This is a genomic window from Microtetraspora fusca (genome assembly GCF_001570365.1).
Classification (GTDB): Bacteria; Actinomycetota; Actinomycetes; order Streptosporangiales; family Streptosporangiaceae; genus Microtetraspora; species Microtetraspora fusca.
The window spans coordinates 98,932-121,961 of the sequence record NZ_BBYK01000055.1 but is presented as its reverse complement, the minus strand read 5'-3'; the positions used below and the strand labels follow the sequence as shown (position 1 = coordinate 121,961).

The 23,030-nt window shown below is 72.1% G+C and carries 23 protein-coding genes and 1 riboswitch; of the genes, 6 read left to right on the top strand and 17 right to left on the bottom strand.

Annotation, left to right across the window (positions count from 1 at the left end; all coding sequences use genetic code 11):
- Positions 1-6 precede the first annotated feature (6 nt).
- A complete protein-coding gene (locus AWQ68_RS24845) occupies positions 7-1,545 on the top strand; it encodes a protein kinase domain-containing protein (protein ID WP_157545672.1) in 1,539 nt (512 codons plus the stop codon).
- A 21-nt stretch (positions 1,546-1,566) separates the two neighbouring features.
- Here AWQ68_RS24845 and AWQ68_RS24840 read toward each other — a convergent pair whose 3' ends face one another.
- Positions 1,567-2,079 (bottom strand): GNAT family N-acetyltransferase, encoded by a 513-nt coding sequence (locus AWQ68_RS24840; protein ID WP_084464366.1) that lies wholly within the window; start codon positions 2,077-2,079, stop codon positions 1,567-1,569.
- An 80-nt stretch (positions 2,080-2,159) separates the two neighbouring features.
- Here AWQ68_RS24840 and AWQ68_RS24835 point away from each other — a divergent pair, with 80 nt between their 5' ends.
- The 3 genes from AWQ68_RS24835 to AWQ68_RS24825 all read left to right on the top strand — a co-directional run bounded on the left by AWQ68_RS24835 (position 2,160) and on the right by AWQ68_RS24825 (position 4,882).
- Complete coding sequence (locus tag AWQ68_RS24835; RefSeq protein WP_218007012.1) at positions 2,160-3,176, top strand: small ribosomal subunit Rsm22 family protein; 1,017 nt, start codon at positions 2,160-2,162, stop codon at positions 3,174-3,176.
- Positions 3,177-3,264: 88 nt separating this feature from the next.
- A complete protein-coding gene (locus AWQ68_RS24830; RefSeq protein WP_245656073.1) occupies positions 3,265-3,738 on the top strand; it encodes an Lsr2 dimerization domain-containing protein in 474 nt (157 codons plus the stop codon).
- A gap of 418 nt (positions 3,739-4,156) precedes the next feature.
- Positions 4,157-4,882 carry a class I SAM-dependent methyltransferase gene (locus tag AWQ68_RS24825; RefSeq protein ID WP_066944201.1) on the top strand — a complete coding sequence of 242 codons (726 nt, stop codon included), beginning with the start codon at positions 4,157-4,159 and terminating at the stop codon, positions 4,880-4,882.
- Positions 4,883-5,152: 270 nt separating this feature from the next.
- Here the strand turns inward: AWQ68_RS24825 and AWQ68_RS24820 are convergent, their stop codons facing one another.
- The 16 genes from AWQ68_RS24820 to AWQ68_RS24745 form a co-directional block, all read right to left on the bottom strand.
- Positions 5,153-6,190 carry an alpha/beta hydrolase gene (locus AWQ68_RS24820; RefSeq protein ID WP_066944199.1) on the bottom strand — a complete coding sequence of 346 codons (1,038 nt, stop codon included), beginning with the start codon at positions 6,188-6,190 and terminating at the stop codon, positions 5,153-5,155.
- A gap of 10 nt (positions 6,191-6,200) precedes the next feature.
- Positions 6,201-7,268 carry an LLM class flavin-dependent oxidoreductase gene (locus tag AWQ68_RS24815; RefSeq protein WP_066944196.1) on the bottom strand — a complete coding sequence of 356 codons (1,068 nt, stop codon included), beginning with the start codon at positions 7,266-7,268 and terminating at the stop codon, positions 6,201-6,203.
- Positions 7,269-7,296: 28 nt separating this feature from the next.
- Positions 7,297-8,103 (bottom strand): CPBP family intramembrane glutamic endopeptidase, encoded by an 807-nt coding sequence (locus tag AWQ68_RS24810; protein ID WP_157545670.1) that lies wholly within the window; start codon positions 8,101-8,103, stop codon positions 7,297-7,299.
- Positions 8,100-8,921 (bottom strand): CPBP family intramembrane glutamic endopeptidase, encoded by an 822-nt coding sequence (locus tag AWQ68_RS24805; RefSeq protein WP_066944192.1) that lies wholly within the window; start codon positions 8,919-8,921, stop codon positions 8,100-8,102. The genes AWQ68_RS24810 and AWQ68_RS24805 overlap by 4 nt, the downstream gene beginning before the upstream one ends.
- Complete coding sequence (locus tag AWQ68_RS24800; RefSeq protein WP_066944190.1) at positions 8,899-10,245, bottom strand: YcaO-like family protein; 1,347 nt, start codon at positions 10,243-10,245, stop codon at positions 8,899-8,901. Before AWQ68_RS24800 ends, AWQ68_RS24805 begins: the two co-directional genes overlap by 23 nt.
- A complete protein-coding gene (locus tag AWQ68_RS24795) occupies positions 10,238-11,263 on the bottom strand; it encodes a TOMM precursor leader peptide-binding protein (protein WP_066944188.1) in 1,026 nt (341 codons plus the stop codon). Before AWQ68_RS24795 ends, AWQ68_RS24800 begins: the two co-directional genes overlap by 8 nt.
- A 91-nt stretch (positions 11,264-11,354) precedes the next feature.
- On the bottom strand, positions 11,355-12,578 hold the full coding sequence (locus AWQ68_RS24790) for a coproporphyrinogen-III oxidase family protein (RefSeq protein WP_169808982.1): 1,224 nt from the start codon (positions 12,576-12,578) through the stop codon (positions 11,355-11,357).
- Positions 12,575-13,507, bottom strand: a complete 933-nt coding sequence (locus AWQ68_RS24785) for a SagB/ThcOx family dehydrogenase (RefSeq protein WP_169808981.1) — start codon at positions 13,505-13,507, stop codon at positions 12,575-12,577. The genes AWQ68_RS24790 and AWQ68_RS24785 overlap by 4 nt, the downstream gene beginning before the upstream one ends.
- Entirely contained in the window at positions 13,504-14,082 is a 579-nt protein-coding gene (locus AWQ68_RS43670) for a VOC family protein (RefSeq protein ID WP_066944183.1), read from the bottom strand. Before AWQ68_RS43670 ends, AWQ68_RS24785 begins: the two co-directional genes overlap by 4 nt.
- A 663-nt stretch (positions 14,083-14,745) precedes the next feature.
- Positions 14,746-15,387: a response regulator transcription factor gene (locus AWQ68_RS24775; protein ID WP_066944181.1), complete on the bottom strand. Its 642-nt coding sequence runs from the start codon at positions 15,385-15,387 to the stop codon at positions 14,746-14,748.
- On the bottom strand, positions 15,380-16,459 hold the full coding sequence (locus AWQ68_RS24770; protein ID WP_157545665.1) for a sensor histidine kinase: 1,080 nt from the start codon (positions 16,457-16,459) through the stop codon (positions 15,380-15,382). The genes AWQ68_RS24775 and AWQ68_RS24770 overlap by 8 nt, the downstream gene beginning before the upstream one ends.
- Before the next feature lie 248 nt (positions 16,460-16,707).
- Positions 16,708-17,148: a carboxymuconolactone decarboxylase family protein gene (locus tag AWQ68_RS24765; RefSeq protein WP_066944177.1), complete on the bottom strand. Its 441-nt coding sequence runs from the start codon at positions 17,146-17,148 to the stop codon at positions 16,708-16,710.
- Positions 17,149-17,239: 91 nt separating this feature from the next.
- Entirely contained in the window at positions 17,240-18,100 is an 861-nt protein-coding gene (gene sigJ / locus AWQ68_RS24760) for an RNA polymerase sigma factor SigJ (RefSeq protein ID WP_066944176.1), read from the bottom strand.
- Positions 18,101-18,154: 54 nt separating this feature from the next.
- Positions 18,155-18,340 (bottom strand): hypothetical protein, encoded by a 186-nt coding sequence (locus tag AWQ68_RS24755; RefSeq protein ID WP_066944173.1) that lies wholly within the window; start codon positions 18,338-18,340, stop codon positions 18,155-18,157.
- A 57-nt stretch (positions 18,341-18,397) separates the two neighbouring features.
- Entirely contained in the window at positions 18,398-20,026 is a 1,629-nt protein-coding gene (locus tag AWQ68_RS24750; protein ID WP_066944172.1) for an Nramp family divalent metal transporter, read from the bottom strand.
- A gap of 260 nt (positions 20,027-20,286) precedes the next feature.
- Positions 20,287-20,462: riboswitch (M-box (ykoK) riboswitch) on the bottom strand.
- Positions 20,463-20,524: 62 nt separating this feature from the next.
- Positions 20,525-21,097: a helix-turn-helix domain-containing protein gene (locus AWQ68_RS24745; protein ID WP_084464364.1), complete on the bottom strand. Its 573-nt coding sequence runs from the start codon at positions 21,095-21,097 to the stop codon at positions 20,525-20,527.
- Positions 21,098-21,303: 206 nt separating this feature from the next.
- Between AWQ68_RS24745 and AWQ68_RS24740 the strand changes: the two genes are divergently transcribed.
- Positions 21,304-22,101, top strand: a complete 798-nt coding sequence (locus AWQ68_RS24740) for an aldolase (protein ID WP_066944170.1) — start codon at positions 21,304-21,306, stop codon at positions 22,099-22,101.
- Positions 22,101-23,015 carry a dihydrodipicolinate synthase family protein gene (locus AWQ68_RS24735; RefSeq protein WP_066944168.1) on the top strand — a complete coding sequence of 305 codons (915 nt, stop codon included), beginning with the start codon at positions 22,101-22,103 and terminating at the stop codon, positions 23,013-23,015. Before AWQ68_RS24740 ends, AWQ68_RS24735 begins: the two co-directional genes overlap by 1 nt.
- Positions 23,016-23,030: the final 15 nt, after the last annotated feature.

Below are 23,030 nucleotides of genomic sequence, written 5' to 3'. Positions count from 1 at the left end.
GCACCGGTGACGGCACGAATCGTGCGCGGCCGGTACGAGCTGAGGTCGCGGCTCGGCAGGGGCGGCATGGGCACCGTGTGGCTCGCCTGGGACCGTACGCTGCGGCGATCCGTCGCGCTCAAGGAGGTCGTGCTGGCGGCGTACGGCGAGGACATGGCCGTACGCCGGGAGAGGGCGCTGCGCGAGGCGCGCGCCGCCGCGCGGATCAGCCATCCGGCGGTCGTCGACATCTACGACGCCTTCATGGACGACGGATCGCCGTGGATCGTCATGGCGTACATCGAGGGCACGTCGCTGGACCGACGGATCGAGCGGCAGCCCCTCTCCGAGCAGGAGATCGCCCGGGTGGGGCGCGACGTGCTGGCCGGACTGGCCGCCGTGCACCAAGCGCAGGTGCTGCACCGGGACGTCAAACCGGCCAACATCATCGTCGATCCCGGCGACCGGGTCTTCCTGGTCGATTTCGGCATCGCGCGGATCTCGGGGGAGCGCGGCCTCACCTCGACCAACATGCTGCTCGGAACGGTCGAGTTCATGGCGCCGGAGCGGATCGACGGGCACGCCGCGGGGCCGGCGTCGGACCTGTGGTCGCTCGGGGTGACGTTGTTCTGCGCGCTGGAGGGGTACTCACCGTTCCTGCGTGACAGGCCGCTCGAAAGCGTGCGGGCGGTCGCCGCCGGGCGACTGCCGCGCTTCCGGCGACCGGGTCCGCTCGCCGACGCGATCGCCGGCCTGCTCGTCACCGACCCCGCCGGGCGGATGGGCGCGTCCGAGCTCGGACGGCGGCTGGACGGGATCCTCACTTCCGTGTCCCGCCCCCCGGTCGTACGCGGCCCGATCTGTCACCTTCCGGGGGGACGCGTTCCCGGCGGCCCCGGCCCGGAGGGACGGCGCGGGGGCGGTCAGGCCCCGGGTGGACGCGGTCCGGAGAGAAGCGCTGCGAGCGGTCACGGCGCGGGCGGCCCGGGCTCCCAACCGGACGCGGTCCCTTCGGACGCGAGCCGGGAGACCGTTCGGAAGGACGGCCGGGACGACGCTCGGAAGAACGGTCGGGAGGGCGGTCGGGAAAGGGACCGCCCGCTGCTCGAACAGCCGCGGCAGGAAGCCGCCGAGCTGCTCGCCTCGACGGATCCGAGGGCGGCGGGACGCCTCATGGACGGCATGGCCGGCGCCCCGGCCGCGGCGGCCGAGGTGCTGGCGTTGCTGCCGCCGCCGCGCGCCGCGCGCGTGGTCGACCACATGAGCCCGGACCGCGCGGCCAAGGTGGTGGGCGCGATGCCGCCCAGCCGGAGCGCGAGCATCCTGGCGCACACCGACGACCGTGTGACGGCCGCCGTCCTCGGTGCGCTCGGCGTCGTCCCCGCCGCGGTCCGCCTGGTGGAGGCGATGACGGTGCGCCGCGCCTGCCGGGTGCTCGGATACGTGCCGCCCGCGGTCGTCGTGGCGCTGCTGTCGGCGACCTCGGACGGCCGCGCCGACCGGCTCGTGAGCGGGCTCAGCCGTGCCGTACGGGATGAGATCACCCGCCTGAGCGGTCAGGCGTGACCGTGCTCGGCCGAGGCGGCCTCAGCCCTGGGTGAGCGTCATGCGGTAGTGGACCTCGGGCAACGAGACCCCGGAGATCTCCGCCGCCTGGGCGCGTCCCGAAAGGGCGAACCCGGACTTCTCATAGAAGCGGCGCGCCCGCGGGTTGGCCTCGAGCACCCAGAGCCCGGCCTCGCCATGCCCCAACTCCGTCAACCGGGCCAGCGACAACGCCATGAGGTCCGGCCCGAGCCCGCTCGACCAGCACTCCTTCAGCGTGTAGATCGCGTACACCTCCCCGCCGGGGATCCCGTTCCGCGCCGGGCCGTACGCGCTGAGCCCGACGATCCGCCCGGCGGCCTCGCCGACGACGACGCCGCACGCGGGATCGGCCATCATCCCCTGCCAGTGCGCGACCGCCCCCGGGGTGACGGTGAGGCCGTCGAGAAAGTCGTCGGGCACCACGCCCCGGTACGCCTCCTGCCACGAGGCGTTCTTGACCCGCAACACGTCCGCCGCCTCGGCGGGCTCGCCCATCCGTACCGAGAAGTCCATGGGGCCGAGTATCGAATCCGCCGTGCGGCGCGTCGAAGGGTTTTCGACACCGGGAGCGGGCGGCGGGCATCATGGTGCGCGTGGCCGGCCCTCCCCAAGACCTCAGAGACGTGCTGGAAGAGGCACTCGGGCGCTTCGCCGTACCCGAACTGACGCGCTCGGTGCAGAGCATCATCGCGCAGTATCGGGAGGGCTTCGACCGGGCCGCGCCCGTGCTGGGCTCCGAGACGGCGGTGGCCGCGTACGCCGCGTACCGGATGCCCGCGACGTACGCGGCCGTGCGCACGGCGCTGCGCAACGTCGCCGCGCTCGCGCCCGGCTTCGCGCCGGAGACGCACGTGGACGTGGGCGGCGGCACCGGAAGTGCGATCTGGGCCGCGAGCGACGTCTGGCCGACGCTCCGGCAGGTCACCGTGCTGGAGCAGTCGCCGTCGGCCATCGGCTTCGGCCGGCGGCTGGCGAAGCGGTCGCCGACGGCCGCCGTTCGCGAGGCCCGCTGGCAGCAGGTCGTCATCGACCGCGCGGTCCCCAAGCCTCCGGCCGACCTGGTCACCATGTCGTACGCGCTGGGGGAGCTGTCGCCCGCCGCCCAGGAGGACGTGGTCCGCTCCCTGGCGAAGGACGCCCGGGTCCTCGTGATCGTCGAGCCCGGAACGCCCGCCGGCCACGAGCGGATCATCGCGGCCCGGGACCTGCTGACCGAGCTGGGGGCGCACGTGGTCGCGCCGTGCCCGCACGACCGGGAGTGCTCGATCCGCGGCGCCCAGGACTGGTGCCACTTCTCCGTGCGGCTCAACCGGGGCTCGCTGCACCGGCAGATCAAGGACGGCACGCTGAGCTTCGAGGACGAGAAGTTCTCCTACATCGCGGTGTCGGCCGAACGGCGGCCGCGCGCGGAGAGCCGGGTCCTGCGCCATCCGCAGAAGCGCAAGGGCCTGGTGATGCTGCGGCTCTGCACCGACGAGGGCCAGGTCGCCGACCTGACGGTGTCCAAGCGGCAGGGGGAGACGTACCGCGCCGCGCGCGAGGTCGTGTGGGGCGACGAATGGCCCCTGCGTGAGCAGGACGGCCGCGCCACGACCGACGCGACTCGATAACATGATCGAAACGGTGAAGCACCAGTAGGATGCCACGGTCCAAGACAGACGGAGATCGACCCGGAAAGGGCTGCACGTGGCGCAGAAGGTGATTCTGGTTGACGACCTCGACCACTCCGAGGGCGAAGACGTGGCGAGACGGGAGTTCCCGCTGCTGAACCGGACCTTCGCCATCGACCTGTCGGAGGCCAACCAGCAGCGGCTCGGCGAGGCGCTCGCGTTCATCGAGACGGTCCTGGAGAACTCCCGCGAGGTGAAGCAGGCGTCCCGGTCGAAGAAGGCGGCGACCGACGTCTCGCCCCGGCTGCGCGGCTACACCGCCACCGACGTCCGGGAATGGGCCCGGGAGCAGGGCATCGAGGTCCCGGTCCGGGGCAAGGTCCCCGACGAGATCATCGAGCAGTTCATCGCGGTGCACCCCGACGCGGACGCGACCGCGGCCGACTCCGCCCAGGACGCGGAGACCGCCGCGGAGGCGGACGGCGCCGGGGCGGACGGCCAGGGAGAGGGCCCGAGGGAGGACGCCGAAGAGGGCGCCGCGCGGGTGAGCGTAGCCTCCTGAGGCAACCTCCCGGGATCGTTCGCTGGATCGTTTCCCGAGGCTGGGGACCCGCCTCTCGCCGGGCCGCGCACGCGGCCCGGCGAGAGGCCGCTGTGTGTATTGGCCTCGCTTCGCTCGGCGGCTCGGGGCGCCCGCAGGCGATGTCTTCCCTCGTCGCTCGGAGTCGCTCGTCCCTCGCTCCCCGCTCGCTCCTCAGTCCAGACACCGCCGCGCCCGTGTCTATTTGCGCTCGCTCCGCTCGCGCGGGCTCGGGGCGCCTTGAGGCGATGTCTTCCCTCGTCTCTCGGGGCTTCGTCCCTCAGCCCACTCGTTCCTCAGTCCAGACACCGCCGCGCCCCTCGCGCTCTGGTAAAGAACGTCAAAAAAGAAGTCAAGATCGCTCTGTACACGGCGGGTCTGACACCGGTAAGAACTAACCGTGGTGGATCTCCGTGCGAACTATGGTGTGGACGCTCCAGGGGTGCTGGCCGGTCTGGCCGCGGGCGGGGTCGCGGAGCTGGCCGTCGCCGCCGTGTTCTTCGGGATCGGCTGGCCGATCCCGGCGGTGGTGCTCCTGCTCGGCGGCGTCATGCTGGTCGTGGGCGCGGCGCTGTTCGCGCACACCACGCTCCGAGGGAAGTTCCGGGTCTGGGACGCCGAGCTGGACCGGCTGGGGCTCAAGGGTGACGAACGCGTCCTCGACCTGGGCTGCGGCCGTGGCCTCGTCCTCTTCAAGGCGGCGGCGCGGGTGCCCCGGGGGAAGGCCGTCGGCCTCGACCTGTGGACCCGCGACCAGTCGGGCAACAGCCAGGACGCCGCGTGGGGCAACGCCCGCGCCGAGAAGGTCGCCGACCGGGTCGAACTGGTCACCGACGACATGCGCCACCTGCCGTTCAAGGACAGGACGTTCGATCTGGTGGTGTCCAGCCTGGCCGTCCACAACATCCCCGACGCCGAGGGGCGCGCGGCGGCGATCCGCGAGGCGTTCCGGGTGGTCAAGCCCGGGGGCAGGCTCCGGCTGGCGGACTTCCGGAACGCCCGCGACTACGCCGCCGTGCTGCGCGAGTGCGGTGCCGCGGACGTCGAGGTCTACGACCTGGGCTGGCGGTTCTGGTACGGCGGCCCCCACGCGCGGACGTCGATGGTCGCTGCCCGGCGCCCCTGACCGCTCGCAACCCCGACGGCCCCGTCTCCTGCCGCCCGTAACCCCGAGCGCCCGTAACCCCGAGCGCCCGTAACCCCGAGCGCCCGTAACCCCGAGCGCCCGTAACCCCGAGCGCCCGTAACCCCGAGCGCCCGCGGCCTTTGCGCCCGCGGCCTTTGCGCCCCGGCCGCCCGCGTCCGACGCCGATGGCGTCCTGAGCGGGCGGCGGCCTGTCCGCACCCGCCGGTGCGGACAGGCCGCCTGTGATCGCCCGCGAGGCCCGGTGGATCGCTATCCGGCCAGGCCGCCCAGCCAGCGGATGATCGCCGCGTACAGCTCCGGGGCGTTGCGGTGCAGGTTGAGCGCGTGTCCCGCGCCGCTGAGCACGTACGTCTCCGGCCCGGTCTCGGGCGCGTAGAACCAGCTCTCCCACGTCTTCACCGCGGCGGCGTCGGTGCACTGGAGGTACGGGCCGTTGCAGAACAGGTCGTCGTGCTCCCCGACCGCCAGGAACACCGGCACGCGTACGGCGCCGGAGATGGCGGGATCGCCCGCGTCGGCGAGCGTGGACTGCTCGCCGGTCGTCATCGTCGTCTTCGTCAGCTCGATGGCCGACCGCATCAGGGGAGAGCTGCCGGACGCGTCGAGGAACAGCCCGGCCCGGGTGCCCGCCTTCGTGGTGAGATAACCGGCCGGCGGCCGGGTCAGCCGCAGCACGGGGTCGTCGGCGGCGGGCACGATCGCCTGGTTGAGCTCGTCCAGCCTGGGGCCGACCGAGTGGACGAAGCCGGTCGCCACCACCGCGTCCAGGTCGCCGTGCCGGGCGGCTTCGGCGACCAGCGCGCCCGCGCCGAACGAGTGCCCGACGCCGATCACCCGCCGGTACGCGTGGCCGCCCAGCGTGCCGTCCCGCAGCCGGCCGAGCACCTGGTGGATCGCCTCGACCTCGGTGTCGAGGGTGACGTCCGGCGCCGGCGGGCGGTCGCTCAGCCCGCTGCCCGGCCGGTCCAGGGCGAGCACGGCGTATCCGGCGTCGGTCATGTGCCGGGCGTACGGCCGGCCGCTCGGGTCGCCCGGAGTGAACCAGTACGTCTGGTCGAAGGTCACGCCGGAGACCAGGAGCTGGACCGTGTCCACGGCCGCACCGGACGGCCGGCACAAGGTCCCCCTGAGGGTGACCTGATGGGCGGCCACGGTCACCGGGACGGAGACCAGGCGGCACCCGGCCGGCGTCGCGGCGCCGGCCGGCGCGGGCAGGACGGCGGCGAGCAGGAGCGCCAGCCCGCCCACGGCCGCCGCCAGGAAACGCGAGAGTCGGTTCGCGGTCATCGACGCCTCCTCAGCGCGATCTGCCGGCGGGCAGGCTCGGCAGCACCTTGTCCAGGAACCGTTCGAGGCTCGCCACGGCCACGTCCCCGGCGACGGCTCCGAAGTCCATCTGCCAGAGGAACCCGTCGGCTCCGAGCGTCGCGGCGACCTCCTGGATCCGCTCCGCGACGGTGGCCGGGGCTCCGACGATCGCGCTGCCCATGGTCCGGAACGACGCCGGGTCCAGCGCCCGGATGGCCCGGCTCATCCCGGTGTAGCCGCGGTAGTCGTCCGAGGTGACCGAGACCCACGGGTCGGTGGCGGCGGCCCACACGTCGAGGTAGCCGCGCAGCAGCGGGTCGGCGGTCCGCCGCGCCTCCTCGTCGGAGTCCCCGACGTACAGCGGCAGGCTGGCCACGACCTGGGACGGCCGCGCGTGCCCCGCCTCGGCGTACGCCTCGCGGTAGACGGCGATGTGGTCGCTCATCTCGCTGAGCGGGGTGAGGGCGGGGGTGACGAGCAGGTTGTGCCCCTGCTCGCCGATCCAGGCGAAGCTGGAGCGCGAGCGCACCGCCGCGATCCAGACGGGCGGGCGCGGGCGCTGCACCGGCCGGGGCAGGATCGTCACGTCGCGGAACCGGAAGAACGGCGTGTCGACGCTGACCCGCTCCTCCGTCCACAGCCGCAGCACCGCGTCCACGGTCGCGGTGAACCGCTCCCTGCTGCCGTCCAGCGGCACCTGGAACGTCTCGAACTCCTGCGGCAGGTACGCGCGGGCGAAGCCGACGTCGAGCCTCCCCCCGCTGATCGCGTCCACCATGGCGGCCTCGGACGCGAGCTGAACGGGATGGTGGAAGACCGGCAGCACGCATCCCGTCATCAGCCGGATCCGGGTGGTCACGGCGGCCACGGCGGACAGGAAGGCCAGCGGGCTCGGGCAGTAGCCGCCATAAGCGCCGAGGTAGTGCTCGGTCATCTTGACGTGGCTCATCCCGCCCTGGTCGGCGAGGCGGCTGAGCAGCAGCACGTCCCGGAAATAGTCGTCGGGCGCCTTCGTCCCGGGTGAACAGTCCGGGAGCAGGGACAGGCCATGAAACATGTGGGTGCCTTTCTCCGCGGGCGGCCTTCTAGGCCACCGCGAACAGGAAGAAGGTGACGTGCGCCACCACCAGGGGGAGCAGCAGGGGGTAGTGCCAGAACAGGACACCGTGGGTGAGGCCCATCACGATCGCGCCGACGACGGGGAACATCGCGGCCCGCCACGAGGACATCAGGAAGATCTGCATGACGGTGAACAGCAGGCAGGAGATCCCGATCGCCAGGACCGGCCCGGCGTCGCGCAGCCAGGTCAGCACCAGCCCGCGGAAGACGACCTCCTCGCTGCCCACCTGTACGGCGGTGAGCGTGATGGCGAGGGGAAGGGAGATGACCTCCATCGTCTTGAGGTGGTGCCGGATCCAGCCGCCACGTGAGAGGCCGAGCCACTGCCGCGTCCGTTCCCCGCTCGCGACGGCGCTCGCCGCGGCCGCCGGCTGCGCGCCGGACGGGACGTTCTCGGCCCCGGACCGCCGTCGGCCCATCGCCTGCACGCCCTCGATCAGCACCCGGCACAGCAGCGAGCCGAGTGCCACCTCCCCGACGCCGACCGCGACTCCGAGCGCGATCAGGTCGGGCCGGTTCAGGCCGAGGACGAGCCCGGTGAGGTCGACACCGGTGACCAGGACGAGAAGCACGACGACGAGGACGTGGCTGGCCCCCGCCGCCGCGAGTTCCAGCACGCTGCCGCGCTCGCTGGCGTCCCAGCGGCGGGCGAAGGGGAGCAGGTGGGCGACCCGGCGGCAGGCGGCGAACAGGGCCGCCTTGGCGTACTTGTAGTAGAGGATCACCAGGGCGGCCAGCGTCAGGGCGCGCAGCGGCCAGGGCAGCGCGCTCATGCCGTCGCCCCCCACATCCCGCGGGCGGGCACGCGCCGGGCTACCGGCTCGCTGCGCCGGTAGCGCCACACCCAGACGTTGAACACGACGTGGCAGACGATCGCCGCCAGGACGTTCCCGGTGAGCAGCGTGGCCGCGCAGGCCGCGACCGCCAGCGGGATCTTGGCCAGCACCTGGACCCAGCCGAAGAAGACGTGGGAGCAGGCGAAGACCGCCGCCGCGACGGCGAGCCCGGCGACCACGAGCGGGCCGTCCGCGAGCAGCAGGGCGAGCCGGGTCAGCAGGCCGCGGAAGACCAGTTCCTCGCCCACGGCCACGGCGACCAGCAGCTCCAGCCGGACCTGCAGGTCGCTCCTGGTCGGCGCGTAGTCGTTGCGGGCCCGGACCAGGCCGGTACGGCGGCGCTCGGAGAGGCCGGTGCCGGAGGCGGCGAAGCCGGCGGGGCGGGCGGCGGTCATCCGCGGCGGCTGGGGCCGCGCAGGTGGCGTGGATGACCGCCGCCAGGACGTGGTGATCGCCCGGTCCACCCGGATGATCAACAGGCCGAGCGCGAAGCCCACCAGGGCTCCCGAGGGCAGCCCCCACCAGCCCGCCGGATGCTCCGGCACCGGCTGGAGCAGCGCCATCGGGCCGAGCAGCGCCGCGCCCGCGAGGACGAGCGCGCTCATGAGCAGCACGTGCACCGCGAGCAGCGGCAGCCGTCGCACCCAGGCCCACCGGGTGTGCAGGTGGGCCGCGAGCGTCAGGCAGGACAGGGAGAGCAGCGCGAGCGCCGTCAGAGCGTACGCCCGCGTGTCAGGGATAGGGGTGGGGATCATGGCGGCGGAACCCTCCGTACGCGGCGAACCGCTGGTGCGCCGCCGCCGGGGCGCCGGGCAGCGGCAGCGTCACAAGATCGGGACACCAGAACCTGGCCACGACGAAGCCCAGGTCGGCCACGTCCACGGTGGTGAAGTCGGCCGCGTACAGGCGCTTGCCGGTCCGGTGGAACGCCCGGACGAGCTCGCGTGTGCGGACGCCGGGCGGCCGCTCGTCGTCAGGTGGCAGGTCGTCGGCCGAGGCGTCGTCGCACTCGGCGAACCTGGCCTCGACGACCCGCGCGCCCTCCGGCAGCGCGGCGAACGAGACGTTGGACTCCAGGTCGAACATGTCCTCGGGGGTCGCGGACGCGTCCTCGAACCGCTGCCGTAGGGCGGTCCACACGGCCAGCGCGCGCACGCCGGCCGCCTCCAGCAGTGCCCGGTACATCGCCCGCTCCAGCACGCCGTCGATGCCGAGCCCCACGGCGACGGCGGGCAGCCGGCCGTCCGCGCTGCGGATGAGGCAGGCGACGGTGAACCCCGGCAGGTCGGCGCTCGGCAGCAGGTGGAACTCGGGCCGGTCGCCCCGCGGGTCGAAGGAGGACTCGACCACGCGCTGGAGCGCGGCCGTCCTGGCCCCCGCGCCGATCCGCGTCGACCTGCTCGCTCCGTGCCAGTGGCAGATGGCGGCGTCGATCTGCACCATCTCCTCCAGCGCGTTGAGCGCGGCCCGGTCCGGGTCGGTGTGGGCCGCGGTGCCGGTGGAGACCGCGGGCGCGAGCCACGGCTCGCCCATCCGGTCCTGGACGACGTACCCGACCAGCAGGAGCTGCGCCGGCACCCAGCAGTCCCGGCCGTCGGAGAGCCGGGTGGCGCGCACCCAGCCCAGCCGGTGGCCGTCCTCCCGTGGCCGGAACGGGAACCCCTCGCGGGCGTACTGCTCGGCGCTGTACGGCGCGACCGGGCCGGCGTCGCAGAGCTCCCCGGCGGCGGTCAGCTCCTCGACCGACGCGTACCGGATGGGGAAGCGCCCGCTCACCGGGGCCAGGTAGCCGCCGTACCGCTCCACCACCTCGCCGAGCGTCCTGATGTGCGACTCGAAGGGGCGCAGCCCGTACCCGCCGATGTGGTACGCGCCGATCTTGGGCGCGGGCAGGCCGCGCAGCACGTGCACCCCGGTCAGCTCGCCGCCGGCCACCATCAGCCGGGGGCCGCCCCGCTGGCGCTGCAGGAAGCCCATGGACGGCATGAGCCCGCACAGCGGGGAGTGCATCCGCGCCCGCAGCCGCGCGGTGAACTGGTCGGGCGACTCCAGGAGGCGCGGGGCCAGCAGCTCAGGCATCGATCCACCGCCGCACGTCGAAGTACAGTTCGGTGGCCTCACGCTCGACCACCGGCCCGCAGGCCCGGCAGCCCGGGAGCCGCAGCACCTCGGAGTAGGAGATCTCCATGGTCGGCACGTAGATCCCGAGCACCTTGCCGAGGGTGGTCGTGGTGCCGGTCAGCGCGAGGTTGAGCGCCTCCAGTCCCACGTGCCCGGCGACCAGGGCGCGCAGCGCGTCCAGGGTGGGCGGCTCGCCGACGCGGATCGTCTGGCGGACCAGGGCGTCCTTGTACCGCTGGTACGCGGCCGACTCGCGGAGGTTCATCAGCACCCGCGTCTCGAAGCAGGCGAAGCAGGCCGAGGTCGGAGGCGAGAACGACGGGCCGATCAGCACCATCGGGCCGTCCACGGCGGCCTGGATCCATGGCGTGCGCAGCGCCAGGGCGATCCGGTTGAGCGTCGAGAGTCGCAGGGGATGCGGCTCCTCGGCCACGTGGACCAGGAGTTTGCCCCGCCACGGCTCGAACCGCTCGACGAACCGTTCGAAGGCCAGCCCGTCCTCCAGGGCCACCGGATCGGCCTCAAGCAGGGCATGGTGCAGCGGCTCGCTCTCCTCGGCCAGCTCCACGCCGCCGGGCGCGCTGGCCTCGAGAACGCGGGCGGTCGCGGTGGCCAGCGCGCCCCCGCCCAGGACGACGACTGGGGGAGCGGGCGATTCCGCGACATAGCCGCCGGTGCTCTCGATGTAGGCGTCCAAGGCGGTTTCGGGAGCGCGGGCGATCACGCCGAGCTGGTCGAGGTGGTCCACCAGCGCCTCGACCTCGGCCCGGGTGACGCCGTTGGCCTTGGCCACCTCGGCCCGGCTCGTGGTGCCGTCGAGCCCGCGGAGCAGGCCGTACAGGCGGCCCGTGCGGGCGTGATCCGTCAGGGTGTACGAGCGGACGTTCCAGACCCCGTGGCGGAGCTCGACGGTGTCCGCGTCGTGGGCGACAACGCTGAAGGACGGTTTGATCCGCACGTTCTTGCTCTGTTGCATGGGTGCCATTCCTTCCTTACTGGCCTTACCTGGCCGGGGACCTGCCTGGTACCTGCCTGAGACCTGGGGCGCTCCGCGCCGCCGGACGCCGTCAGCCCAGGAGCGCCGCGGCCCGGGACTCGGCGCCGGCCGCGGCGGCGATGCCCGCGAACTGCAGGTCGATGAAGGCGCCGGCGATCTGGTCGCGGCGCAGCCGGACGCCCTCCTCGTCCGAGCACACCTCGGCCACCCGCTCCAGGAAGCCGAGCAGGTGGCGGCAGGGCCCCAGGGCCAGCACCTCGTCCAGCTCGACCCCGGTGCGTTCCCGCCAGAGCTCCCGCGAGGCGCCCTCGAAGGTGGTGAGCGACTGGTAGAGCAGCCGGGACGCGATGGCCGGGGAGGCGGCGGGATACCGCTCGTCGAAACTCAGCGGATCGCGGTTGTAGGCGGCGAGGAAGCCACGCCGGTGGGCGAGGTACTCGCCGCCGATCAGCGAGGTCGCGCCGGAGCCGAACCCGGCCCAGTCCATGCGGAGCTGGAAGTAGGCGAGGTCGCTGAGGCACCGCTGGTCGCCGAAATGGCTCATCGCGTACTCGGGGAACCCGGCGTCCACCAGCAGCGAGGCGCCGAGCGCGTACGCCTCCTTCTGCTCGGAGCGCAGCATCGCGGTGGTGCCGCGGGTCACCTGCCGGCGCAGCACCGTGCCGTGCGCCGGCCGGTACGGGTACAGCGCGATGTGCGTCACGGGCAGCCCGACGGCGGTGCGCACCGACGCGGCGACCTCGTCGAGGTCCTCTCCCGGAAGGCCGCAGATCAGATCGATCGACCTGTCCTCGAAGCCGGCCTCGGCGGCGAGGTGAACGGCGCGGCGGGCCTCCTCCGCGTCGTGGCTGCGGCCCAGCCGGCGCAGCCGGCGGTCGTCGAAGGACTGCACGCCGCTGCTCCAGCGGAGGAAACCCACCTCGCGGAAGGCGGCCAGCTTGGCCGCGGTGAGGCTCTCCGGGCTGCACTCGATGGTCGCCTCCTCCAGATCGGAGGAGAGGTCGAACACGTCGTGCAGCGCCGCGCCGATCTGGGCGATCTCGTGTTCGGCGAGGATGCTGGCGGTGCCGCCGCCCCAGTACATGATGGCCGGGCGGTATCCCCGCGCCGTCAGCTCCGCGCCCCGCTCCCTGATCTCCCGGCAGAGCGCGGCGATGTAGGCCCGCCGGGGGGAGTCGGCGGGACGCAGCAGCAGCTCGGCGGTGGGGATCTCGGTGACCCAGTCGCAGAAGTGGCACTTGGACCGGCAGAACGGGATGTGCACGTAGAGCAGCAGCGGCCGGGTCTCGCTCATCCCGGCCATCCGACCACGATCGTGTGGGCCAGGAAGGCGAGCACGCCGTCCAGCCCGAGCGCCTCGTTGGCCAGGTCGTCCACGTAGCTGGAGCAGTCGGTCGTCCCCAGGCCGAAACCCGTGGCGGTCAGGTGCATGTTCTGCGCGATCCCGCCGCATTCGTGCAGGACGAAGCGCATCCCGCGCGGGCCGTACTTGCGCATGGACCGCCACGGCCGGGCCACGAGGAGGACGACGAAGGCCGCGCTCTCGAGGGAGATGATCCCGCCGGGGATCGCGAACGCGTCGCGCAGCCGGTCCACGGTGGCCCGGTCGCCGGTGCGGACGAGCACGTCCTCCACGGGGCTGTAGCGGTAGGTGCCCACGGACAGCTCGGGGACGTCCAGGGCGGCGACGTGGACCTCGACCGGGTAGAGCCCGCCGCCACTCGGGACGGCCCGGAACCGGTACGTGACCGCGCCGCCGCGCATCAGCTCGGCGTCGGCCTCGCCGGTGACGCCCGCGCCGAAGCGGAGCATCGTGCCCATCTCGGCCAGGGCGACCGGGTCGCCGGTGTACCTGCGTACGCTCCGCCTGCGGGCGACCGCCTCGTCCAGCGCGATCGGCACCTCCAGCGGCGGCGGCAGCTCGACGGTGTCGGCGGCGGGCGGCGTCTCCTGGTCGACCACGGACAGCGCGGTCGCCATCACGTCCCCGAAGTAGTCGGAGCCGGAGAGCTGGGCCTCGCGATCCCAAGGGGCGAAGCGGCTGGCGACGAGGAACTCCTCGGCGGGCCGGGGGAACCGCGCCTCGCCCAGGTTGTCGTACCGGGCCTGGTTGGTGCGCAGCCCGACCGCGGAGAGGTCGGGGCTGAGCGACCGGTACGCGCTGACCCCGGCGCTCGCCTCGGCCAGCTGGGGATCGGTGACGTGGTCCATGGGCGCGCTCACTCCTGGAAGATCTCGGTGGGCGGGGGCACGTTCCGGTTCAGCGCGATCGACTGGTCGACGAGCTGCTCGGGGGTGACCGGGTTCGCGTATCGGCCGAGCCGGAAGGTCGCGTGGGCCCATTCGCTGAACTGCACCAACCCGAACCGGTTGCCGTCGGCGTCGGCCACGCTGGCGCCGAGCCCCATCGAGTCGCCCGCGTCGCCCCGGTAGAACGGGCTGTCGCGGAACTGCTCCTGGAACTCCGGCTTGATCTGCTTGGGCAGCGGCAGGTCGTACGGCCCGGCCGTCACCTCGCCGCCCAGCTCGACGATCTTCTTCAGGACGCCGTCGAGGTCGTAGACGTGGAAATAGACGGTCACCGTCTCGCCGGGGAACCTGCGTTTGTTCACCGTGAGCAGGATTCCGTCGCTCGACACCGGGGCGTGATAGGAGATCTCGTACGAGAGTGAACGCGCCGCCGGCATTCCGAGAAACGCCTGATAAAATTCCAGGCCGCGTTCCATGTCGTCCACGGGAACGTTGATGAGAACGGGCTTCGGAATGGCGGAGACGTCGATTTCCGATTTGATTTCCATGCCTGACACCGCGTTTTCTGTCGTTAAGTGGCCATGGTGGGGGCGGAGCCCGGAGGCCGAGGCTCCCCGGGCACCGCTTTCATCTCTACGGCCGCACGATGGTGCCGCACGAACTGGACGTGCAGCCCGCGCAGCACGACGACGCGCCGGGAACGACGACGCCGAAACCGGCGCCGGACAGGCCGGCCCCAAGCGGCTGAGCAGTCATGCTGCGGTGGTCAACCGTCGCAGTGCTCTCAAGCTTCATGCCGAATTCACCCTCCCTTCCGCGGATGCCGGCGGAACGCCGCCGGGAATCGAGGTGCGGATTCATGTCGGGCCCGGGGTCCGCGCTCGAGTCCCGAAAGGCTCCGTCTTTTCTGGACCGGACGCACCGATCATCAGCACAGGTCCGAATTCCGTCAATGATGCGAATCCGGGTGAAATGACGGTGACAAAAATCACCGTTCAATGATGAGAAAGAGGATCTGTTCGCGGCCCGGGGGCCGGCCGTAGTGTGCGGCGGTGACGGCTGATCACGTCCGTGGCGCACCGCTGGAGGGCCTGACGGAGATGACATGGGACACCGCCGACACCGCCGCCCGCTCCGCGGGAGCATGCGCGGCATGGCCGGAGCGTCCCCGGCCGGGGTGGTCCGTCAGCGCGGCGGGCCGGGTTCCCCCGTCACAGCCAGTCGTGGGACGCGGCGATCCGCACGGCCTCGTGGCGGTTGCGCGCGCCGGTCTTGCGGATGGCGCGGGTGAGATAGTTGCGCACCGTGCCGGTGCTGAGACGCATGGTCCGGGCGATGTCGGCGACGGTGAGGAAGTCACGCGCGTGCCGCAGGACCGCCACCTCCTGCGGAGTGAGCGGGCACGGCGCGGCCAGCGCGATGCGGGCGGCCAACTTGTCGTCGATCACGGGTTCGCCGGTGGCCACCTGCCGGATCGCGGCGACCAGTTCGGTCGGCGAGGTGTCCTTGACGAGGTAGCCGCAGGCGCCCGCGGCCAGCGCGGCGCGCAGCGCGCGGGGCTCGCGGAACGCCGAGAGGATCAGGCACCTCGTCGCCGGCGACCGGCGGCGCAGCGCCGCGACCACCTCGACCCCGCTCGACGGCCGCTCCTCCCCTCCGGGAGCGGGCGGCATCTGCAGATCCACCAGCGCGACATGCGGGCGGACCGCGGAGCCCACCGAGACGGCCTCCTCGACGGTGCCCGCGGTGCCCACGACCTCCAGCCCCGGATATCCCGAAAGGAGTTCCTTCAGGGCGTTCCGGATCAGGCTCTGGTCCTCCGCGATGAGGACGCTCAGCGGCGGCTCAGACATGGGCGGGCCCTCCCTTTGCGAGTCGTGCGGTGATGCGGAGAAGGCCGTCATGGGAGCGTTCGAGCAGGAGTTCGGCGTCGGCCTGCTCCAGCCGTTCCCGCAGTCCGGTGAGCCCGGCGCCCGGCACCACCGGCCGCTCGGGCCGTCCGTCGTCCTCCACGGTCACGCGATCGGGTCCGAAGATCACCCGGCAGTTCCGCGCGCCGCTGTGCTTGACCACGTTGGTGACGGCCTCCCGTAAGAACCAGGCGAACGGCGCTTGCCGGTGCGCCTCGGCGGGGTCGCCGGACACGGACAGCTCGATGCCCGCCCACGTCAGCAGTTCGCGGGCCTCGTCCAGCTCGGCCAGGACGTCCGGCTCGCGCATCTCCTCCACGACCGCCCGCGTGTTGTCCAGGGTCGTACGGGCGAGCGCGGCGATCTGGCGCAGCTCCTCCTCCGCCCCGCGCCCGGAGTCGCTGCGCGCGACCAGTTCCGCGTGCATGGCGAGCGCGACCAGATCGCGTCCGACCAGGTCGTGCAGGTCCCGGGAGAGGCGCCGGCGCTCGCGCTCGGTCGCCAGGCGCTCGGAGAGCTTCCGGGTCTCCCACTGGGCGCCGGCGAAGTCGGCCACCCGGTGGATCCCGGTCAGAGTGAGGGTGAAGACGCCGAGCTGGATCGCCAGCATGCCGAGCCGGGACGGGGGCAGCCCCCGGGTGAACCCGACGAACACCATGACGAGCACCAACCCCGCGGCGGACAGCAACGCCGCGTACGGTCCCTGCGTGATAACAATGCAGGTCAGAACATAAAACGGCAGGTAGTAAATCCAATTCTGCGGTAGTACGGCGAGCAGTGCGAATCCGCTGATGATATGGATTGACATCGCCCACGGAACGTGGATCCGTCCGGAACGCGGTATCGAGCGGACCACCACGCGGACGTAGGACGCGCCGAAGGCGACCAGGCCACATCCTGCGGCGAGACATCGTGACAGGCCGGGATTCTCGGCGGCGAAATCGGGCCAGAGCGTGACGACGAGCAGAAGAAAGGCGACGGTGAACAGGCGCATCCCCCGGTAGAGGGATGTCAACGGTGTTCCGGCCGATTGGCCGGATTTTACCTCATCCCGCACGGGTCAGATCGTCTCACGCGACACCACATTTGAGGAGGATCGCGACAAAATATTTCAGGTTAATGAACCGCCGGGGGAGATAATCTCCGGCGCCCCGGCGCTCCCGCCCGCGCCGGCCAGGCCGGAGGTGGCGCGGCCGTCGCGGACGCGACGGCCGGCCCGGATCACCGCGGTGTTACAGCCGCTGAAGGGCGGTCGTGTGCCCGTCAGCCCCGCTTCGGGGGACGCGTGTGCATGGTCGCCCCGAGGCGGTTCCACATGTTGATCTGCGCCACCAACGCGACGAGGTACGCGGCCTCCTCCGGCTTGTACGCGGCGGTCACCGCGTTCCAGACCTCGTCGGACACGCCGTCGGGCTGCCTGGTGGCGGCCTCGGCGTAGGCCAGCGCGGCGCGCTCGGCGTCGGTGTACAGCTCGGACTCCCGCCAGCCCGGGAGCTGGAAGATCCGATCCTGCGTCTCGCCGTGATGCAGGGCGTCGTGGATGTGCATGTCGATGCAGAAGAGGCAGCCGTTGATCTGCGAGGCGCGGATCTTGACCAGCTCGCGGACCGCGCCGTCCAGCGGCCCCTTCCGGAGCGCCTGCTCCGCCTGGATGAACGCCTTGTACACCTCGGGCGCCAGCTCGGGAACGTTCAAGCGTGTCATCGTGCTTCCCTTCCTCGTTCGGTTGTCGCCAGGGAGACGGGACAGCACCGGCGAGTGTGACGGCTTCGCCGGAAAATCTTCACGGAGAGGCTCAGCGCGCCGGGGTGAGGTGCGCGAGCTTGTCCGGGTTGACCACCCGCCGGATGGCCAGGATCCGCCCGTCGGGCGCGATGTCGAAGGTGTCGACCAGCGTGATCCGCTCGTCGCGGCACACCACCAGCGCGAGCTCGCCGCCCACCTCGTACGGCGCGAGCGGGACGAGCCCCCGGTGCCGGGCCACGCGGGCGAGCACCATGGCGATGCGCTCGCCGCCCGTGATGATCTTGCGGGCGGCGAAGACCTTGCCGCCGCCGTCGGTGACGTACACCGCGTCCGGATGCAGGAGCTCGACCAGCCCCTTGATGTCGCCTGCCTCGTACGCCGAGCGGAACGCCGCGAGCACCCGCTCGTGCTCCCGGCGGCTCGCGCGAGGCCGCTCCTTCGTCGCGGCCACCCGGCGCCGCGCCCGCGAGGCGAGTTGGCGGGAAGCCGCGGGAGTGACTCCGAGGACGTTCGCGATCTGCGCGAACGGCACGTCGAAGACGTCGTGCAGCACGAACGCGACCCGCTCCGGCGGCGTGAGCCGCTCCATGACGAGGAGCATCGCCGTGCTCACCGACTCGTCCACGAGCACCGGCGCCGATGCGTCCGGACCGGTCAGCAGCGGCTCGGGCAGCCAGGGACCGGCGTACGTCTCGCGCCGGACGCGGGCGGAGCGGAGGATGTCGTAGCACCGGCGGGCGGAGACCGTCACCAGCCAGGCCCGCAGGTCCTCGACCTCGGACAGGTCCGTCGCGGCGGCGCGCAACCACACGTCCTGCACCACGTCCTCGGCGTCGCCGACGCTGCCCAGCAGCCGGTAGGCCGCCCCGAAGACCGCCGGACGGTGCCCGATCCACTCTTCCTCGGTCACACGCCGACCGTACCGGCGACGCCGTACGGGCCGCCGACCGCGTCCCCATGTGGCTCATCTCCTCCTGGACCGGGCGATGGCGATCACGAGGATGATGAAGACGGCGACCAGCACCAAGAAGCCGACCAGGCCCGCGGTGGGGCTGTAGTGCGGCAGGCGCGCTTCCCCGGCGAGCGCCTGGGCCGCACCGAAGGCGAGCGGCGGCGAGCAGGCGCGGGATCCGTAGACGATCGCTCTCACCCCCTCTACCTGCTACCTGGCCATTCTCCCGGACGGTGGTGGAGGGCGACGGCCGGGTCAGTGCCCGAGCGCCATCTGGACGATCTTGACGATGACGAGCACCGTGGCGACGGCCAGGTAGATGCGCAGCACGGCCATGCCGAGCCGGCGTGTCGTGGACAGGACGGGCCTGCCCAGCTCGGCCGGCGGCGGCGTCCGCCAGTCGTCCCGGCCCGTACGGTCGATCGGCACGGCGGCGGAGCGGCGCCGACGCGCGAGGGCGCAACCCGTCACGACCGCGCCCGCGGCGGCGCACCCGCCAATGATCACGAAGATCTGGCTCTCGCCGATGCCCGGGAACAGGACGGCGGCGGTGAGGATCACCGACAGGGTGACCAGGACGCCGACGACCAGCGAGGTGAACGCGTTGGTGGCCCGGCCGTTGACCCACGGCCCGAGGATCTCCCTGTCGTTGCACAGCAGCAGCAGGAACACCGACGCGCTGGGCAGGAGCACCCCCGCCAGCGCCTGCACGCCCTCGGTGAGCAGGCCGAGCGGCGAGCCGGGGATCAGCACGACGGCCGCCGCGGCGGCGACCAGCCCGGCGTACACCGCGTAGAACCCCTTGGCGTGCCGGATGCCGCGGTGCAGCGAGTGGTTGAGGTCGAGGACGTCCCCGACGGCGTACGCGGTGGACAGGGAGACCGCGAAGGCGCCGATCACGCAGGCGTCCAGCAGGGCCACGGCGAACAGCGCCCCCGCGGCCCGGCCCGCGTACGTCTCAAGGCCGCGCGCGATGCCGGCGGAGTCGGTGAAGTTCCCGGCGGCCCCGGTCCCGGCGAACGCGGCGGCGGCGACGCCCATCATGGCGGCCGCGCCGACGATCACCACGGCGATGCCGATCCACAGGTCGGCCTTCTCGTACTTGATGAAGCGCGGCGTGATGCGCTTGTCGATGACGTAGGACTGCTGGAAGAAGAGCTGCCACGGCGCGACCGTCGTGCCGACGACGCCGATGACGAGGAGCATGAGCGGGGCCATGCCGCCGGGGCCCGCGGGCAGCGAGGGCAGCAGGAAGCCGCGGGCCACCTCGGAGGGGGCCGGGTGCGCGATGACGTACACGGGCACCAGGAGCAGGGACGCGCCGCAGAGCGCGATCGCGATCCGCTCGAAGCGGCGGAAGGAGCCGGTGGAGGCGGCCGCCATGATGACCAGCCCGGCGAGGATCACCGACGGGATCTTCGGCAGGCCCAGATAGCCGGCGGCCAGCGTGATGCCGATGAACTCGGTGACCAGGGTGAGCGCGTTGAGGATGAACAGGTCGATGACGCTGAACGCGCCCCAGAACCGGCCGAACCGCTCCAGGATGAGCCGGGCGTGTCCGATGCCGGTGACCGCGCCGAGGCGCAGCACCATCTCCTGGTTGACGTACAGCACCGGCACGAGCAGCAGGAGCGTCCACATCAGGGCGGTGCCGTAGTTCTGCCCGGCCTGCCCGTACGTGGCGAACGCGCCGGCGTCGTTGTCGCCGACCATCACGATCAGGCCGGGGCCGATGATCGCCAGCAGCGTCTTGAACTTGGCGGAGAGGCCGGGGGCGGTCGTCTCGCCGTGCCGGATGGTGCCGAGCGCGCCGCGGATGTCGCCGGCGTGGGCGTGGTCCGGTGGCGCGCCGACGTGGCCGGGGGCGGTGAACTCTGTGGTCATGACGAACCCCTCTCGGCCCGAAGCGGGCCAACCGGGGCACGCGTCGCGCCGCCGTCTTCGCGCCTGCCGTACGCGACGGGATCAGGGGAGGGACGCGAGTGGGCGGCTACCGCATGCCGGAGGCGGACGAGGACACGCGAACCTTGAGCCGACTTCGGCTGGTACTGCGTTCGAACACGTCGTCACCTCCGTCCGGCCGGGCGCCGCCATTCCAAGCGGCGCTGCTTCCAAGACGGGGCCCGCCTCGTGACAGGCGGCGCACCCCACATCTCGTAAGAGCTTCGGCACTGCCCGGCGTATGCCCGCGTCCCGCGCGGGAAGCCACCTGGCCTCACCCCTTAAGCCGGGGAAAGGTGTCCTGACCCTGGGCGTCTCTCGACGTCGTGGGGTCAGTGGCCTGTATCCGGAGCAGACGCCTCACCTAACGAGGTGCCTTCCCCCAAGCGTAGGCCGCCGCGCGTAAAGCGGACAACCCGGGCAGGACGCCGTACGGGCAGGTCACGGCAGGTGGGGGTGGGGGACGTCCGGGGCGTCCTCGTCGCCGCAGACGAGGAGCAGCACGCCGGCCCGGGACTCGCTCAGCGACCGGACCTTGTGCGGCGTCGTCGCCCTGAAGTAGACGGAGTCGCCGGGCGCGAGTTCGACGGCGTAGGACGGGAAGAGGAGTTCGGCCCGCCCCTCGTGAACGAAGAGGAACTCCTCGCCGTGGTGGTCGCGGAAGGGGATGCGGTCGGCGTCGTGCGGCGGATACAGCATGAACGGCGTCATCCGCTTGGCGCCGGCCTGGAGCGCGATGCCCTCGTAGCGGGAGCCGGTCTCCTCGTCCGGGGTGAGCGGGTGCCGCTCGCCCGCCCGGGTCACCGTGACGTCGCTCAGCTGCTCGGAGTCGAGGAAGAGCCGGTCGAGGTGGACGTCGAGCGCCCGCGCGAGCGCGACGCTGACCGCGATGGACGGTGTGCTCTGGCCGCGTTCGACCTTGGAGAGGTAGCTCTTGGTGACCCCGGCGCGTTCCGCGAGGGTTTCCAGGGTCATCAGCCGCTCTTTGCGCAGCTGCCGTACCCGGTTGATCACCTTGAGTCCCCTTTACCCGCGGCCGCCTGAACGGACGGACGGCCTGAAGGAATCGTATACGCGGTGTTCCGCCGGTCGGCTCGGCAAAGGAGACCCCCTTCTCTTCATGAAACCTTGTGTCATATAGTTGCCCATGTTTCCTGATGGCGCGCGACATCGGGCGACGGGGCGGCCGGAGACACCGGCGCCCGGAAGTGGAGCTGACAATGGCGAAGACACTGCACGAGAAGAAGGACGTCCTGGTCGGCCGGGCCGAGCGGCAGATGCGCGAACACTTCGGCGAATCGACGCTGACCACCCGGCAGAAGCTGGCCCTCACCTGCCGCATCCTGTTCGACGGTGGTCACGACTCGGGGCTCGCGGGCCAGATCACCGCCCGCGGTGAGGAGCCGGGCACCTACTACACCCAGCGGCTCGGCCTCGGGTTCGACGAGATCACCGAGACCAACCTGCTGCTGGTCGACGAGGACCTCAACGTCCTGGAAGGGGAGGGCATGCCCAACCCCGCGAACCGGTTCCACTCCTGGATCTACCGCGCTCGCGAGGACGTCAACTGCATCATTCACACGCACCCGCTGCACGCGGCGTCCCTCGCCATGCTGGAGATCCCCCTGGTGATCTCCCAGATGGACACCACGCCCCTGTACGACGACTGCGCCTTCCTCAAGGAATGGCCCGGCGTTCCCGTCGGCAACGAGGAGGGCGAGATCATCTCGGCAGCCCTCGGGGACAAGCGGGCCATCCTGCTCGCCCACCACGGGCAGCTCGTGACCGGCACCACGGTCGAGGAGGCCTGCAACCTGGCGATCCTCATCGAGCGGGCCGCCCGCATGCAACTCCTCGCCATGTCCGCGGGGACCGTCCGGCCGCTGCCCCCGGCGCTCGCCCGGGAGGCCCACGACTGGACCTCCACGCCCCGGCGGAACCAGGCCAACTTCGCGTACTACGCGCGCCGCGCCCTGCGCAACCACCCCGACTGCGTCGCCACCGGAACGGAGATCTGATGTCCAACCCGCCCCTGAAGGGGATCATCGCGTACCCGGTCACCCCCTTCGCCGCGGACACCGGCGAGATCGACCTCGGCACGCTGCGCGGGCTGACCGACGACCTGGTGAAGGCGGGCAGCCACGGCGTCGCCCCGCTCGGCAGCACCGGCGAGAGCGCCTACCTCACCGAGGCCGAGTGGGACGCGGTCTGCGAGACCACGCTGCAGGCCGTCGCGGGCCGCGTGCCGACCCTGGTCGGCGTCGCCCACTGGAGCACGGAGATCACCGTACGGCGGGCCCGCATGGCGGCGCGCAACGGGGCGACCGCGATCATGATGCTGCCGCTCGCCTACTGGAAGCTGACCCCGGCGGAGCTGGAACGGCACTTCGCCGCCGTCGCGGCGGCGACCGACCTGCCCATGATGCTGTACAACAACCCCAAAACCAGCGGGGTGGACCTCTCCCCGCAGACCATCGTCACGCTTTCCAGGAAGATCCCCAACCTGACGATGGTGAAGGAGAGCTCGGGCGAGGTGTGGCGCTTCGGCTCCATCCTCGACCTGTCCGGGGGCGAGCTGTCCGTCTACAACGGCAGCAACCCGGTCGCGCTCGAAGCCCTCCGCTCCGGCGCGGCCGGCTGGTGCACCGCGGCGCCCTGTCTGCTGCCGCGCTGGTGCCTGGAGCTCTACGCCGCCGTACAGCGAGGCGAGCACCAGCGCGCCGACGACCTGCTGGCCGCCCAGTTGCCGTTCCTCCAGTTCATCGTCGCCCAGGGGCTGCCCAGGGCGATCAAGGCAGGACTGGAGCTCCAAGGCCGGTACGCCGGGCCGCCGCGCCCGCCGCTGCTCCCCCTCCCCGCCGAGGAGAAGGAGCGGCTGCGCGAGCTGCTGACCCTGCTCGGCTCACACCCGCTGCTGGACCGCGCGCACTGAGGTCGCGTACCGGCT

Bases quoted from the DNA above. Each gene is read 5' to 3' on its own strand.
- AWQ68_RS24820 (WP_066944199.1), bottom strand. From the start codon at position 6,190: ATGACCGCGAACCGACTCTCGCGTTTCCTGGCGGCGGCCGTGGGCGGG.
- AWQ68_RS24815 (WP_066944196.1), bottom strand. From the start codon at position 7,268: ATGTTTCATGGCCTGTCCCTGCTCCCGGACTGTTCACCCGGGACGAAG.
- AWQ68_RS24750 (WP_066944172.1), bottom strand. From the start codon at position 20,026: ATGACCACAGAGTTCACCGCCCCCGGCCACGTCGGCGCGCCACCGGAC.
- AWQ68_RS24795 (WP_066944188.1), bottom strand. From the start codon at position 11,263: ATGCAACAGAGCAAGAACGTGCGGATCAAACCGTCCTTCAGCGTTGTC.
- AWQ68_RS24800 (WP_066944190.1), bottom strand. From the start codon at position 10,245: ATGCCTGAGCTGCTGGCCCCGCGCCTCCTGGAGTCGCCCGACCAGTTC.
- AWQ68_RS24765 (WP_066944177.1), bottom strand. From the start codon at position 17,148: ATGACACGCTTGAACGTTCCCGAGCTGGCGCCCGAGGTGTACAAGGCG.
- AWQ68_RS24840 (WP_084464366.1), bottom strand. From the start codon at position 2,079: ATGGACTTCTCGGTACGGATGGGCGAGCCCGCCGAGGCGGCGGACGTG.
- AWQ68_RS24805 (WP_066944192.1), bottom strand. From the start codon at position 8,921: ATGATCCCCACCCCTATCCCTGACACGCGGGCGTACGCTCTGACGGCG.
- AWQ68_RS43670 (WP_066944183.1), bottom strand. From the start codon at position 14,082: ATGGAAATCAAATCGGAAATCGACGTCTCCGCCATTCCGAAGCCCGTT.
- AWQ68_RS24790 (WP_169808982.1), bottom strand. From the start codon at position 12,578: ATGAGCGAGACCCGGCCGCTGCTGCTCTACGTGCACATCCCGTTCTGC.
- AWQ68_RS24735 (WP_066944168.1), top strand. From the start codon at position 22,101: ATGTCCAACCCGCCCCTGAAGGGGATCATCGCGTACCCGGTCACCCCC.
- AWQ68_RS24810 (WP_157545670.1), bottom strand. From the start codon at position 8,103: ATGAGCGCGCTGCCCTGGCCGCTGCGCGCCCTGACGCTGGCCGCCCTG.
- AWQ68_RS24775 (WP_066944181.1), bottom strand. From the start codon at position 15,387: ATGTCTGAGCCGCCGCTGAGCGTCCTCATCGCGGAGGACCAGAGCCTG.
- AWQ68_RS24740 (WP_066944170.1), top strand. From the start codon at position 21,304: ATGGCGAAGACACTGCACGAGAAGAAGGACGTCCTGGTCGGCCGGGCC.